Annotated in this window: 14 protein-coding genes; 4 read left to right on the top strand and 10 right to left on the bottom strand. The window is 53.6% G+C overall.

The window, feature by feature from the left end; translation table 11 throughout:
• Nucleotides 1-4: 4 nt before the first annotated feature.
• Genes VFT64_07405 through yihA form a run of 3 tightly spaced genes read right to left on the bottom strand, consistent with a single transcriptional unit; the run spans nucleotide 5 to nucleotide 1,116 of the window.
• Nucleotides 5-253: a SemiSWEET transporter gene (locus VFT64_07405; protein ID HEU5047652.1), complete on the bottom strand. Its 249-nt coding sequence runs from the start codon at nucleotides 251-253 to the stop codon at nucleotides 5-7.
• A 3-nt stretch (nucleotides 254-256) separates the two neighbouring features.
• Nucleotides 257-526, bottom strand: a complete 270-nt coding sequence (locus VFT64_07400; protein ID HEU5047651.1) for a BolA family protein — start codon at nucleotides 524-526, stop codon at nucleotides 257-259.
• Nucleotides 523-1,116, bottom strand: coding sequence for a ribosome biogenesis GTP-binding protein YihA/YsxC (yihA, locus tag VFT64_07395; protein HEU5047650.1), 594 nt, complete (start codon nucleotides 1,114-1,116; stop codon nucleotides 523-525). The genes VFT64_07400 and yihA overlap by 4 nt, the downstream gene beginning before the upstream one ends.
• Before the next feature lie 97 nt (nucleotides 1,117-1,213).
• Between yihA and VFT64_07390 the strand changes: the two genes are divergently transcribed.
• A complete protein-coding gene (locus tag VFT64_07390; protein HEU5047649.1) occupies nucleotides 1,214-1,888 on the top strand; it encodes a hypothetical protein in 675 nt (224 codons plus the stop codon).
• Between the two features lie 11 nt (nucleotides 1,889-1,899).
• Here the strand turns inward: VFT64_07390 and VFT64_07385 are convergent, their stop codons facing one another.
• Together VFT64_07385 and polA are read right to left on the bottom strand one after the other, a co-directional pair.
• Nucleotides 1,900-2,817, bottom strand: a complete 918-nt coding sequence (locus VFT64_07385; protein ID HEU5047648.1) for a TerC family protein — start codon at nucleotides 2,815-2,817, stop codon at nucleotides 1,900-1,902.
• Nucleotides 2,817-5,591 carry a DNA polymerase I gene (gene polA / locus VFT64_07380; protein ID HEU5047647.1) on the bottom strand — a complete coding sequence of 925 codons (2,775 nt, stop codon included), beginning with the start codon at nucleotides 5,589-5,591 and terminating at the stop codon, nucleotides 2,817-2,819. The genes VFT64_07385 and polA overlap by 1 nt, the downstream gene beginning before the upstream one ends.
• A gap of 455 nt (nucleotides 5,592-6,046) precedes the next feature.
• On the opposite strand from polA, the gene VFT64_07375 reads away from it, so the two are divergent.
• A complete protein-coding gene (locus tag VFT64_07375) occupies nucleotides 6,047-7,477 on the top strand; it encodes a peptidoglycan DD-metalloendopeptidase family protein (GenBank protein HEU5047646.1) in 1,431 nt (476 codons plus the stop codon).
• Between the two features lie 20 nt (nucleotides 7,478-7,497).
• Here VFT64_07375 and VFT64_07370 read toward each other — a convergent pair whose 3' ends face one another.
• From VFT64_07370 to VFT64_07350, 5 genes are read right to left on the bottom strand one after another with little or no spacing between them, the layout of a single operon-like run.
• Complete coding sequence (locus VFT64_07370; protein ID HEU5047645.1) at nucleotides 7,498-8,214, bottom strand: ABC transporter ATP-binding protein; 717 nt, start codon at nucleotides 8,212-8,214, stop codon at nucleotides 7,498-7,500.
• A 36-nt stretch (nucleotides 8,215-8,250) separates the two neighbouring features.
• A complete protein-coding gene (locus tag VFT64_07365; GenBank protein HEU5047644.1) occupies nucleotides 8,251-9,243 on the bottom strand; it encodes a hypothetical protein in 993 nt (330 codons plus the stop codon).
• Nucleotides 9,206-9,898, bottom strand: a complete 693-nt coding sequence (locus VFT64_07360; GenBank protein HEU5047643.1) for a hypothetical protein — start codon at nucleotides 9,896-9,898, stop codon at nucleotides 9,206-9,208. Before VFT64_07360 ends, VFT64_07365 begins: the two co-directional genes overlap by 38 nt.
• Nucleotides 9,898-11,526 carry a hypothetical protein gene (locus VFT64_07355; GenBank protein ID HEU5047642.1) on the bottom strand — a complete coding sequence of 543 codons (1,629 nt, stop codon included), beginning with the start codon at nucleotides 11,524-11,526 and terminating at the stop codon, nucleotides 9,898-9,900. Before VFT64_07355 ends, VFT64_07360 begins: the two co-directional genes overlap by 1 nt.
• Nucleotides 11,527-11,535: 9 nt before the next feature.
• Nucleotides 11,536-12,738, bottom strand: coding sequence for a type II secretion system F family protein (locus VFT64_07350; GenBank protein HEU5047641.1), 1,203 nt, complete (start codon nucleotides 12,736-12,738; stop codon nucleotides 11,536-11,538).
• Nucleotides 12,739-12,895: 157 nt separating this feature from the next.
• Here VFT64_07350 and VFT64_07345 point away from each other — a divergent pair, with 157 nt between their 5' ends.
• Both VFT64_07345 and VFT64_07340 read left to right on the top strand, forming a co-directional pair.
• Entirely contained in the window at nucleotides 12,896-13,171 is a 276-nt protein-coding gene (locus VFT64_07345) for a hypothetical protein (GenBank protein HEU5047640.1), read from the top strand.
• 7 nt (nucleotides 13,172-13,178) lie between these two features.
• Nucleotides 13,179-13,973 carry an NAD kinase gene (locus VFT64_07340; protein HEU5047639.1) on the top strand — a complete coding sequence of 265 codons (795 nt, stop codon included), beginning with the start codon at nucleotides 13,179-13,181 and terminating at the stop codon, nucleotides 13,971-13,973.
• The last annotated feature ends 15 nt before the right edge of the window (nucleotides 13,974-13,988 follow it).

Here is a 13,988-nt window from a genome sequence, read left to right as displayed (position 1 = left end):
GGCTCTATTTGTGCCGTAACTTCATGACAATGATCAGGCCGACCAGCGGGAGCGTGATGCCGTTGGCGAGCATGAGCGGCAGGTCATGCAGGAACAGGCCGTAGATGAACCACAGCGCAATACCGATAAACAGGGTCGTATAGGCGAGCAGCGAGATGCCGCCGGTATTGCGGGAGCGCACGACATGCAAGGCTTGCGGGATATAGCAGGCGGTGGTCAAAATGGCGGCCAGCAGGCCGATCGTTTCTATCATCTCTTATTCCTGAGGGGATTTTGCAATAATTTCAAGCGCGTGCAGCCCTTGGGGGAAAAGCGGGGCCAGCGCTTCATTCACCAGCCGATGGCGGGCAACGCGCGAAAGCCCGGTAAATTTATCCGAAACGATTTCCACACGGAAATGGGTTTCTCCTTCCGGCCTTGCGCCTGCATGACCGGCGTGTTTGGCGGAGTCATCCCGGATTTCCAGTTTTTGTGGATTTAGAGTGGTCTGGAGGAGGTTGCGGATATGGTCGGCGCGTGTTGTCATACAAATGCTTCCAGTTCTTCGCGCAGGGCTTCGATACCTAATCCCTTTTCCGAGCTGGTCTGAATAATAACCGGATGTGCGGCAGGGTGGCGCTTGATTTTGGCGTAAGCTTCCTCGGTGACTTTTTCAAGTTCTGCCGGTTTGATCTTATCGGCTTTCGTAAGAATAATCTGATAGTTAACGGCTGCCTTATCCAGCTCTTTCATGATTTCCACATCCGTATCCTTAATGCCGTGACGCGAGTCGATCAGAAGGCAGACGCGGCGCAAATTGGGGCGGCCTGAAAGATAGGCTTTCACAAGCCGTGTCCAGCGGGCGACATCCTTCTTGGGGGCTTTGGCATAGCCGTAACCGGGCAGGTCCACAAGCATAAGCGCTTCGGCCAGCAGGAAAAAATTGATCTGCTGCGTGCGGCCGGGCGTATTGGAGACTTTGACAAGCGTTTTCCTTCCGGTCAAGGCATTGACAATACTGGATTTGCCGACATTGGAGCGGCCTGCGAACGCGATCTCCGGCCAGGTGGTTGCCGGCAGGGATTCAAGATCCGCCCCACCCATGACGAACTCGCATTTCTTAAGGAAAAGACTCATATTTGTAATAGAATATTCATAAATAAGCGGAATGAAAGATGTTAGTATATAATCTGGCAGACGTGCGTAAACCAGAATCTGGCGCGAAAAGGAGATTATGGACATAAGACCAGAGTTCAAGGGAAAAGAATCCCTCAACGTTTCGATTTCGGAACTGGCTGCTGGACCCCTCGTTTCGCTGGGAGCGGTGACGCTCGCCGATAAATTGCTGCCTTCGGAGGAAAAAGGATTCCGCAAGTTCGTCGCAGAGTGCATTATTGAGCCGCATCTGCAATTGTTTGAGAAAATAGGCGGCCATGTATTCAAGGCCTACGATGTCCATCAGCAGCATGACTTTTCGCATCTGCAGAAAAATGATCCGGATCTACCCCAGAAGCCTTATAAGGAATTATCCAAGCGCGAGCGTTCCTACAAGATTGCAGATATTCTTACCAAGACGAGCATAGGGTTTGCGGCAGAAGGCAGCACGGCACTAGGCTCCCAAATGGTGCTGAACAAAGTGCTGGGCACGAAGGTCAATCCTTATGCGAACGTTGCCATTGACGTAGGCGCCCATGCGCTCACGATCGGCGCATTCATGACTTTGCTTTCGCCTATCGCGGAAAATGTTAAAGACGGCGTAGCCAATATTCTTGAGAAGTGCGGAATGAAACGCGACCACGCCAAGGATGTGTCCAGAACCGCTACCTATGTCACCACCCCAAGCTTCGTGGCCTATCTTGCCACGATGGCCTTCGTCAACCGCGGCGGCGGAAACGGCAAGGGCCACTAATAATCTAAAGCTTATTTATGCTTCGTCTTGTGTAGCGATAGTACCACGCCGCCCACGAGCAACGCGAGCGTGACGCTCAGCGAAACGGGTGAGGAGATCGGATAGATCGGGTGCAGGAAGATCTTGCTGCCGATGAACATCAGCACGAGTGCCAGGGAGTATTTCAGATACTCAAAGCGATGCAGCACAGCGGCGAGCGCGAAATAGAGTGCGCGCAGGCCCAGCACGGCGAAGATATTGCTCGTATAGACGATGAAGGTATCGGTCGTGACGGCAAGTACGGCAGGAACGCTGTCGACAGCAAAAATAACATCCGCCAGCTCGATAAATACCAGCGTCATCAGCAGCGGCGTAGCGATCCATTTGCGGTTCTGTTTTATCAGAAATTTGTTGCCGTGGAGCTCATCGCTTACAGGAATAAAGCGCTTAATCAGGATCAGCAGCTTGCTTTCCTCCACGGTCTTCTGCTCACTTTCCTTCATGAACAGCATTCTTAAGCCGGAAAACAGCAGGAACGCGCCAAATAAATAGAGGATGGGGTGGAACAGATGCACTAACTCCACACCGCCCAGAATCAACAGGCCGCGCATGATCACTGCGCCCAGGATACCCCAGAACAATACGCGATGCTGAAAGCGCTGCGGAATGGCAAAATGTTCGAAAACCATAGCGATAATAAAGATATTATCCAGCGACAGGCTTTTTTCGATGAAGTAACCAGTGAAGAAGTCGGAGCCATCATCCTGGCCGATATGCAGCGTGACGAACAGGCCGAAACACAGGGAGATGATAAAGTAGCCCAGGCTCAGCTTCAGGCTTTGCTTTACATTGATTTCACTGTCTTTCTTGTGCAGCAGCCCGAGATCGAATGCGAGCAGCAGCACGATGATTGCGAAGAAACCAAGCCAAAGGGTGGGGGAAGTATCCATTAGTGTGCCTCGTTCCAGTTGTGACCGAAATGGGTTGAAACCGTCAGTGGGATGCTTAAATGCGCGGCATTTTCCATGGCATGCCGCACGATCTGAGAAGTTTTCTCGGCGTCAGCTTCCGGAGTTTCAACCACCAGTTCGTCATGCACCTGTAGCAGCATCTTGGATGATGTGCCTTGCAGGTTCTGCTCCACAGCAATCATGGCGCGCTTGATGATGTCCGCTGCTGTACCCTGCAGGGGAGCATTGATGGCGGCGCGTTCCGAGAAGCTGCGCATGGAGGGATTTTTGTCGTTAATGCCCGGGAAATGGCATTTGCGACCAAACAATGTTGTGACATAGCCATGGTCGCGCGCCTGCTGTTTGGCGGATTCCATGTAATCCTTGATGCCGGGATATTGCTTGAAATAACTGTCGATGTAATTAGCGGCTTCCGTGCGGCCAATGCCAAGCCGTGTGGCCAGCCCGTGCGCGCTGATGCCGTAGATGATGCCGAAATTGATGGTTTTGGCTTTGCGGCGCAAGTCGCCGGTGACTTCAGCCAGCGGGACGCCGAACATCTGGCTGGCGGTGATCGCGTGGATGTCGCTGCCATCTCTGAATGCCTGTTTCAGTGTCGGGATATCAGCGATATGGGCGAGCAGGCGCAGCTCGATCTGCGAGTAATCCGCCGAGATCAGACGATTGCCTTGCTCTGCCACAAAGGCGGTGCGGATTTTGCGGCCTTCTTCAGTGCGTATGGGAATGTTCTGCAGGTTCGGGCTATTGGAGGAAAGCCTGCCCGTCGTTGTTGCGGCCATTGCATAAGAGGTGTGCACGCGGCCTGTGGCGGGGTTGATTTCTTCGCCGAGCGTTTCTGTATAGGTGTTCTTGAGCTTGGATAATTGCCGCCAGTCGAGAATAAGCTGTGCAATTTCATGCCCGGCTTCCGCAAGATCCTCCAGCACGTCCGCTCCTGTGGCGTAGCTGCCGGTCTTGCCTTTCTTCCCGCCTCCAAGCTGCATTTTGTCGAACAGTATTTCTCCGAGCTGCTTCGGGGAGCCTATATTGAATTCGCATCCGGCCACTTCACAGATTTTCTTGCCGAGCACCTCGATACGCTGTGAGAAATCCTGCGAGAGGGCTCCAAGCTGAGCGCGATCCACTTTCACGCCGCGTTCTTCCATGGCCACGATGACGGACACAAGAGGGCGTTCCACGGTTTCATAGAGCGTCAGCAATTTCTGGCTTATGACCTGCGGCTTCAGTTTCTGCCAGAGGCGCAAGGTAACGTCGGCATCCTCAGCGGCATAAGCAAGCGCTTTTTCCAGCGTCACTTCCGCGAAGCTGATGCGCCCTTTACCGGTGCCGGTCACTTCGTCATAGGTGATGGTCTTGATTCCCAGATGTTTTTCGGCCAGGTCATCCATATTATGGTTATGGATTCCGGAAAAGAGCAGGCTGGAAAGCAGCATCGTATCGTCCTGCGGTGTTACTTCCGCGCCGTATTTTTTCAGCACGAGCATATCGTACTTGATATTATGGCCGATCTTGAGGATGGAAGGATCGGAAAGCAGCGGAATCAATCTTTGCAGCGCCAGAACGGGATCAATCTGATTGGCAAGTCTTGTAAAAGTTTTTGCCTGTGCAGCGGCATGTGCGGCTTCGCCGCCGAACAGGTTGCCCTGAGGAGCAGCTGCCACTTCTGCGGTAACATGGTTCAGCGGAACGTAACATGCTTTGCCAGGTTCCATGCAGAGCGAAAAGCCCACGAGCTCCGCACGCATGGCATCCAGTGAGGTGGTTTCCGTGTCGAATGCCACGTAGCCTTTAGCCTTTGCGGCAGCAATCCAGCGATCGAGCGTGGCAAGGTCGGTCACCATTTCATACACGGCTCCTGCCGGTATAGCTTCTTCTTTGACCACGGGTGCTTTCAGGCCATGCTTCGCTTCCAGCCTGCCGACGAGGGATTTGAAGCCCATCGTCTGGGCGAAGGCCAGCAGCTTGGCGGCATCGGGTTCACGCAGAATGAGATCGTCAATTGTGTGCGGCAGCACCACGTCGTTCTTCAGGGCGATAAGCGAATGGGAGATGCGAGCCTGATCGGCATTCTGCAGCAAAGCTTCACGCCGCTTGGGCTGTTTGATCTGCGCTGCGTTCGCCAGCACGCCTTCAAAGTCGCCGTATTGCAGGATCAGTTCTGCTGCGGTTTTCGGCCCGATGCCCGGTACGCCCGGCACGTTGTCGGACGTATCGCCGATCAGTGTCAGCACGTCATGCACCTTCTGCGGCGGTACGCCGAATTTTTCCAGAACCTCGGCAGCGCCGATGGCGCGGTTTTTCATCGCGTCCATCATGCTTACGCCTTCGCAGATCAGCTGCATCAGGTCTTTATCCGACGAGACAATGACGACTTCGAGGCCCTTCTCGCGCGCCTGGCGCGTATAGGTCGCGATGATATCATCCGCTTCATAATCCGCCAGTTCGATGGCAGGGATGTTCATGGCTTCGGTTGCTTCGCGCACGAGCGGAAACTGCGGAATGAGATCTTCCGGTGCAGGCGGGCGGTTGGCCTTATATTGCGGATAGATGCGGTTGCGGAAGGTCTGTCTGCCCGCATCGAAAATGACGGCCATATAGTCGGCCTGCGCGCCTTCCACAAGCTTCATGATCATGTTGACGAAACCGTATACCGCGCCGGTGGGAGTGCCGTCAGCGCGTGTGAGCGGCGGCAAGGAATGGTAGGCGCGGAAGATAAAACCGGAGCCGTCTATCAGGTATAGTTTTTTAGGCATAGCGCAAACATCGCATAATTGACGGATTATGCAAGATTGATGTTTTTTGCGCAGGGCAGATTCATGTTCCTGCTGTCAATGACGAATAGCGTATTTATGCCAAATAAAATATTCGACAGGAGAAAGCGGCGCGTATAGGAAGTCAGCCGAGTAACAAATGGCGAGTGCAGGAGACAGAGAGCAAAAAATAACGGATATCCACATGCAACAACTGAGTTGTATAGGCCTTTATCCAAAAAAGCACGAAATTAACTATTTGCTAATGTTTTTAGTATATTATCGGGAATCTGGTTGCATTTTTTGGTTGCAGCAACGCTGTAAATGTGGATATCTTTATGAAAAAGACCCGCATAGATGTAGCGGGTGGTCTCTGCCAGAACACCATTTGTTGTAGTCAGAAGGGCATTCCTGTCCTTATGGAGAGATTTTAGGTAACTGGTAAAGACGTGGTTTATTTGAAAAAAGACACAGCTTCAAACGAATCCCTTTCCGTGGTTATGCGGCCGGTTGCGCCACGTAAGCTCAAACGGGTGCGCATTGCATGGTTCGTATTGGGAGTGCTTTTCGGCGCTATTGCTTCCTGCTCCGTTTTTTCCGCCGTGCATGCGCATGATGAATACAGCAAACGCCGCGGCAACATGCTCAAATATGCGGGACTCGGTTTTTCCAAGCCTTCCACTGTTCCCGTTGCGCCGCCGCCTGCGGCGGTTCCGCCCAAGCAGGCGCTTCCGGTTAAGACGGCCGTAAAGGTCGGGCCGGTATTTCCGGGTATTCTGACCGTGGCCGTGCGCCCCGGCGATACAATGATGTCGGTGCTGCTTGCAAAGGGCATCGGTTATGATGAAGCTTCCAGCATCGTTGAAAGCCTCAAAGGAATTTATAATCCGAAAATGCTGACGGTAGGGCAATCGCTGGAGCTGCGTCTGGATAAAAGCATAGAAGATGCGCGTAAACCTACCGTGAGCGGTCTCTCGATTCCGGTTTCGCCGGTGAAAACCATTAAGCTTGCGCGTTCGCAGGCGGACAATTCCTATACGGTCAAAGAAATTAAGGCGAACGTCACCAAGAGCCTCGCGCGTGGTGGCGGTGTAATCACCAGCAGCCTTTACCAGACGGCGATCGATTCCGGCGTGCCGCCGCAGATGATTTACGAAATTATCAGCGCGCTCAGCTATGACGTGGACTTCCAGCGCGACATCCAGCCGGGCGACAAGATTGACGTGGTGTATGAAAGAATGCATACGGACCAGAATGTGACCACGGGTTACGGCAATGTGCTTTATGCTTCGCTCGTGCTGGGCGATAAGACGATGACGCTTTATCACCATACGGCGGAAGACGGGGTTTCGGGGTATTATAACCGCAACGGCGAATCGGTTCGCAAAGCGCTGCTGCGCACGCCGATCAACGGCGCCCATATTACTTCCGGTTTCGGTATGCGCATGCATCCGCTGCTGGGCTATTCACGCATGCATAAGGGCATCGATTTCGGCGCGCCGATGGGAACGCCCATTTATGCTGCTGGCGATGGGGTAATTGCGGAGGCAGGGCATAAGGGCGGTTACGGTAATTACGTGAAGATCCGGCACAGCAACCGTTACTGCACGGCTTACGGCCATGCGAGCCGTATTGCCGCCGGCATCCGTCCGGGCAAGCATGTGAAACAGGGGCAGGTGATCGCTTATGTCGGCAGCACCGGCCGCTCCACCGGGCCGCACCTGCATTACGAAATTCTCGTGAACAATGCCCAGGTCAACCCTGCCGGAGTGAAATTCCGCACCGGCCAGATGCTGCAGGGACATGAGCTGGCTAAATTCAAGCAGCAGATTCACCAGCTGGACGGGCAGTTAGCCACTATCCCCACTACGCAGGTGGCGCAGAAGTAAATCTATAATTTCGGTTGTTCTCAGGCGGCAATGGCACTCAGGAAGGATTTTTCCAGCGTTTCGCCTTTATTGGCCTGCTTGAATTGCTGTGGTGTGCCTACGAAGATGAGCTTGCTGTTGCTGATCACGCCGATGCGGTCGCAGATTTCATCGATATCGGAAAGAATATGCGAGCTGAAGAAGATGGTTTTTCCCGCTTTTTTGCTTGCGAGCAGGCGTTCCTTCAGCATGATGCGTGCGCGCGGGTCCAGGCCGCTCATCGGTTCGTCCAGAATCAGCAGGGGGGCGTCGATCAGAAACGCGCCGATCAGCCCGAGTTTCTGGCCCATGCCCTTGGAGTAGGAACCTACCTTATTGTTCAGCGCATCCGGGTTCAGGTCCACGTTCATGGCTTCCTTGCGCGCCTGTTCCATATCGAATGGTTTTCCGAAGTAAGACAGTGAGAGTTCCAAGTATTCGCGGCCGCGCAGGTAACGCGACGGCTGGAATTTTTCCGGCAGGTAAGAGATGCTGCGGCGCGCCTGTGCGTTTGCGCAGGGAACACCGAAGATGCTGGCTTCGCCCGAATCCGGACGCGTCAGGTCGAGAATGTTTTTAATAAGCGTGGTCTTGCCCACGCCGTTCAGGCCGATCAGGCCGAACAGTTCCCCTTCGCTTAAAGAGAGCGATACATTATCGAGCACAAGATTGCTGCCATAGCGTTTTGTGAGATTGCGGATATCGAGAGGGGATTGCATATCAAACTCTGTTGGTCGGTTAAGGTTAGGGAGCGCTCAGCCTGGCGGGCGTATGATATTGGACGGAGATTCAGGAATCACGTCACGCACAGGGGGAGATTGCGGAATGGCTGGTGTTGCGGCGGGTTCTGCTGCTGGTGTCGCAGCCGGTGTTGTCACAGGAGCCTGGGCGGAGCCGGCCGGATTACTGGATTTGATAATTCCTTCGTGAATGGCAATGGATTTCACCAGGAATGTCTGGTTCGGATGCAGCCGCAATGTTACCACACTGTTTGCCACCCGGACGCCCGGCACAGGATTCTTTCCGCCATCTGTCGCGCTGTTCCAGTTGTTGATCAGTTCATCGGGCTGTGCGGGTTTCCAGACCAGTTCGATTTCCCTGCGCGATATTTTACTTACAAAGAACTCATTGGCCGGAATGTTGGTCGAGCTGGAAATCACGCCGTCATTCAGCCGGACCAGCCATTTGCTGGGCGAATAATAGACGATTCCCTGAAGGTACACGTTGCTCGGCCCCTGTACCTGCACGGGCGGCGGCTGCAGGCCGGTCAGGATGCTGGGCAGGTTCTCTTTCGGCAGCAGGTTCTTTTCCACTTTCCCCGGGATATAGCTGTCATAGGCCTTGATAATCTGGTCCACGATTGCCATTTCCTCGGTATTAAACATCAGCGTTGCTTTCGTGTGCGGCGCGGGAGCGGCAACAGGAAGCGCAACGACGACAGACACGGCGTTTTTGTCTGCAGCGGCGGGGGCAATTTGCGGTATTTCGGACGGTAAAGGTTTGGCGGTCGGATTATGCATGTCCCCAGCCGGTAAAGGAGATTTGGGGGGAGGGGGCGTGATGGCGACCGTGCCGCCCGGTACAATCGGGAGATCGAGCATTTCCTGAGATTTGCTGTCGGGCTGATGCGGAGGCATGTTGCGCTGCGCCGCAGAAGGCAGCGGGAGAAATGCGCAGGCCGCAAGCAATGCCATTATATATAAACGGAACTTACCTTGCATAGGGTGGCCTGTCATGTTCGTTGGCATGTGAGGCTGCGTTTTCCTCCTGGACGATCCCGACCCAGGTGAAGGACAAATCTCCCGTCACCAGTGGGATGATCGTGTGCTGGTTTATGGCGCTCAACGCCGTTTCCCGGGTGAGTGCCCCGGTTCTGGTAATTTTGAGATCTGAAATTATAACGACGCCGGGAAGCGTGTGCTGCAGATCATAAATGAAATTATAAACAGCATTATCGGTCAGTGCGCCCAGTACGATATGCACCGTGCTTTTAACCGCATGTCCGCTTTTGAGCGCTATTGATGTTTGGGGCACATCCGCAATCGAGGAAATGGTCACGTCAAGGCTCGTAAGATGGTGGGTCTTGCGCAAGCTTGCCAGCATTCCGGTCATGGTTTCGCGGTTGATCGTGAAATTGCTGTTATGGTTTTTGGCGTAAGTATCATAGTATCCGGCGACTTCGCTTTGCCTGCCAAGCGTTGTCTCAATCTCACGGTATTGCGAGGAAATCATGTTGTTCTGTGCGGTGCGCGTGCTCTGGTCGGCGAGCGTATCGTCGCTGTAATTAGACAATAATATACCGCCCGTGCCCAGCACCATCAGGACGACTGCCGCTACTGCTGCGTTGCGTATCAGGAGCTTTTTCAACCGGCTTTCTTTAGAGGTTCCCATCATCGCTGCCATTATCTGGGCCCCCTTCCGGGTTGCTTCTTCTCGTCAATCGGTCCGTCGATCTTCATCTTCAGCACGGCATTCTGCAATTGTGTCGTATCTTCCTTGGCAGCGCCCGCATCGCCGATGACGGTTTTCAGTTCTTTCGTATCTGAAAGTACGCTGGATGTGTCTTCGTAGGATATATTGAATGTCGGCATTGCCTTCTTCACAACATCCTGCAGGTTCTTCATAGCGTCGCGCATCTGGGCGTTGGTCTCTGGCGTAGTAATGAGCTTCAACTCCACTTCGGAAGTGATGGTACGGCTATCGGTGGTTTTCGTTATCCCGTCAACTCCCTGCAGCACCCAATGGAGAGAAGATGCCATCGCGGTGTTGCTTATCCCTGTGGAGAGCTGTTCAATAAACGGTATGATGTCGTATTGCGGCTTATTGAACATCTGCGAAATGGTCATGATATCGCTGTAGAGGTTCACGTTCTTCGGCAGTGTTTCCGCGGTGACTTTGATCTTGTTCAGGCTTTCGGTCAGCGTGTGGTGTTTGATTTCCAGGTCGCTGATCGCCTGTTTCGTTTCAAAAATGCTCCAGGCGCTTGAGCCTATCCACCCCAGTACGGCCAGCGCGCATAGCGCACCGCCCAGCTTGGTATAAAGTGCGAACATGGAAAGATTGCGCAATTTACGGGTATAATCCGTAAAGAGCGGCAGGATCAATTTGCGCTGTTTGGCGATAAAGGCAGAGAGGACAATATCGCCGAAATGATCGCCGTCGCCCGCGGCATCTTTCAGCGAAAGCATATTCGCCACTTCATAAGGCGTCAGGAAATGGTGTTCCCCGGCTTTGATATTCTTGGGATCGAGTGCCTGCTTGATCTCTTCGGAGCAGATGATGGTGATGGAGATCAAAGCGGTGTCCTGCAGCCCTAAGCGCTTGAGGTATTCGAGCGTGTTGATCATTTCCTGCTCGATATTGCCTGCAATCACGTCCGGCAGAGATTCGCCGAACGGCAGTGCCATGCGGGTGAACACAAGCTTGCCGTTACGCATGACGACCTGGCGGAACCCGCCCACCTTGTGGTGGCTGACCAGGATCTGCCATTCCATCGGCTTGCTGTCTTTGCTTTTGCTGCGCTGGAAATGTTTCTCAAGCGCGCGCATGAAATTCTGGGCTTCCATCGGCAGCAGCCCCATGCCCCGGAAGGGATTGGAACGCTCCGTGATGAAATTCATCCATTTCTGGAGTATCGCCGTATTGGCAAGCGACACCATCATGTAATTCCAGTCGCGCCGCCCTGCCTTATCCCGGTCGAGAATAACAAATCCCTTAATGTCGTCCGGGGAAAAGTCCTTCGCGAGACGGCGGGAAATGATCTTGCCAACGCTGAAGGACGATACCGGCGGCAGGGTCTGGCGGACATAGGACTGGTCCATGATGTCGAACAGCACCGTAATAGGGGAATTGGGCGAATTGTTCAGCGCCTCATCAATCGCGCGCACCTGAGCCGGGTCGGGCGAAGCAGCAAACAGCCTCCTGACTACGGCTCCGTGCTGCAGCTGTACGAGTACCGCGCCTTCATCGCCGATCATCATGGTGAACGTGCTCTGGCCGGAATATTTGTTTTTTGCGTTCTTTGCCTTCATGCCCGCCCGTTATACGTTCATCTTGCTGAAGGATTGGTACAGAGGTCCGAACACCGCAGCGATTACCCAGAATATCAATAGGCCCATGACGATGGTAAGCGCAGGCTGAATCAGCCCGACCACGTTTTCTACGGCGTCGTTGATTTCGCGCTCATAGAAAAAGTTTACGTTCTCAAGCGATTCGGTCATGTTGCCGCTATCCTCACCGATCTTAAACATACGCACCACAAGGCTCGGGAACTGGTTGGACACACGCATGGCCGCCGTCAGCGACATGCCCTCGGAAACGCTGCGCGTCATCATGTCCACCGATTCCTGCAACACCCGGTTTGCCACAACGTTTTTCGCCGCCTGCAGCGATTCCAATATCCCGATCCCGCTATTGAACAATACCGAAAAGAAATGGGTAAAGCGAGCAAGATTTATCTTGCGGCTTACAGAGCCGAGCACAGGGATTTTGAGCACAAACCCGTCCACGTTATAGGCAAACGGTTCGGATGTGTTGTAAAGCAGGAAGAACCCGCCGACCGCCAGTATCGGCAGGCCGAAGATCAGGTACCAGTAATTCACGAAGGCATGAGAGAAAGCGATGAGTGCGCGCGTGTGCAGCGGCAGGTCGAATCCTTGCGCGACCATGAAATCCACAAGCTTAGGCACCACGAACACCATCAGCACTGAAATCACGCCGCTCATGACGAGCAGCAGCGCCAGCGGGTAGCGCACGGCTTTCTTCACCTTACGGCGCAGGTCAGACGTCCATTTCAAATGATCGGCGATATGCAGGAACGCTTCGGAAAAGTTACCGGTTTTTTCCCCAGCAGCAATGAGACCTACGAACACTTCGTTGAACACATGCGGGTAATGGGCGAGCGCTTTAGAGAGGATTTCACCGTTTTTGATATATTCGTATACGCCCGCCATGATATTTTTAAGAACGGGGGAGTCGGTCGTGTCGCGCACGTCGGCAATCGCTTCCAGCAGGGAGACGCCCGCGCGACCCAACTGCTCCAGATGCAGGCAGCAGACAATCAGATCCTGGATTTTTACCTTGCCGGAGCTGCTGCCCTTCTTTTCGCGTAACTCTTTGTAATTGATGAGATCCAGGCCGAGCTGCTTCAGGCGATCTTCAAGGTCGACGTCGTTTTCCGCCGTAACCACGCCCTTAATCGTGCGTCCCGCATCATTGATGGCGGAATATTTATAATAAGGCATAGGCACCGACCTGTATGACTACCGCATTCCGCGAGGAAGGCGATTGCATGTTCATCTATATGAGACTCTCATAAAACCTATCTATCAAAAACAACTTTTCAAGTTATTTTATTATATGTTAGTATATAAATAGTACGATTGTCCAATGGAGATGTATTTGCGCAAGGTATTAGTCTTGGTCGTATTGCTGATTTCGGGGTGCAAGCCGCTGGTGCTGATGTACTCCCAGCCGGACGGTCCGCCGGAATACCGGCTCGGCTGGCAGGATGGTTGCGACACGGGGCTTTCCGCCGGTGATACCGGATATCTCTACCGCGCAATATACGGTTATAAGAAGCGGCCGGAAATGGCGGAAAACAAACTTTATAACAGTGGATGGAACGAGGGCTTCCAGTATTGCCGCTTCACCATCGCCGCTCAGGAAGAAAAGTAACCTTATTATGAGTGACGCGCCTCGCATAGCCTGCATTGCCGACAATACCAAGCTTGCCCAGAATGCGCTGGAAGAAATCACCCGCCGTTACGAAGTGGTTGAGGTTGCCCGCAAGCGCAAAGGCGGAGGTGCTGAAGGGGCCGATATTATCGTCGTGCTCGGCGGGGACGGCTTCATGCTGCAGACCATGCACCAATACATGGCGCGCGGAATTCCGTTTTACGGCATGAATTGCGGTACGGTCGGGTTTTTGATGAACAGCTACTGCCCGGACCGGCTGATGGAACGCATCCAGGAAGCGCGCAGGCATGTGCTGCATCCGCTCAGCATGTATGCGCGCAATATCCAGGGTAAAACTTACGAGATGCTTGCGATCAACGAAGTGTCCATCTTCCGCCAGAGCAGGCAGGCCGCCAAGATCCGCATCAGCGTTGATCATGTTGTGCGTATTGCCGAGATGGTGGCGGACGGTATTCTGGTTGCGACGCCCGCAGGCAGCACGGCCTATAACAGTTCGGCAGGCGGGCCGATTATTCCGCTGGGCTCCAACGTCATCGCCATTACGCCGCTTTCGCCTTCAAGGCCAAGGCGCTGGAGGGGAGCGCTCTTACACCATAATTCCTCTGTCATGTTCGAGACGCTCGACCCCATCAAACGCCCCATCAACGCCGTGGCGGACTTCACGGAAGTGCGCGACGTGGTTTCCGTTGCCATTCATGAAGATCAGCGGACACGTATTACCCTGCTGTTCGACGGCGAGCACAATCTGGAAGAGCGGATTATTAAAGAACAATTCATGTAAATTGCTCCTGCTTCG

The organism is Rickettsiales bacterium (genome assembly GCA_035765535.1).
In the GTDB taxonomy this organism is placed as follows: domain Bacteria; phylum Pseudomonadota; class Alphaproteobacteria; order Rickettsiales; family JABCZZ01; genus JABCZZ01.
This window is presented reverse-complemented; position numbering and strand designations above follow the sequence as displayed.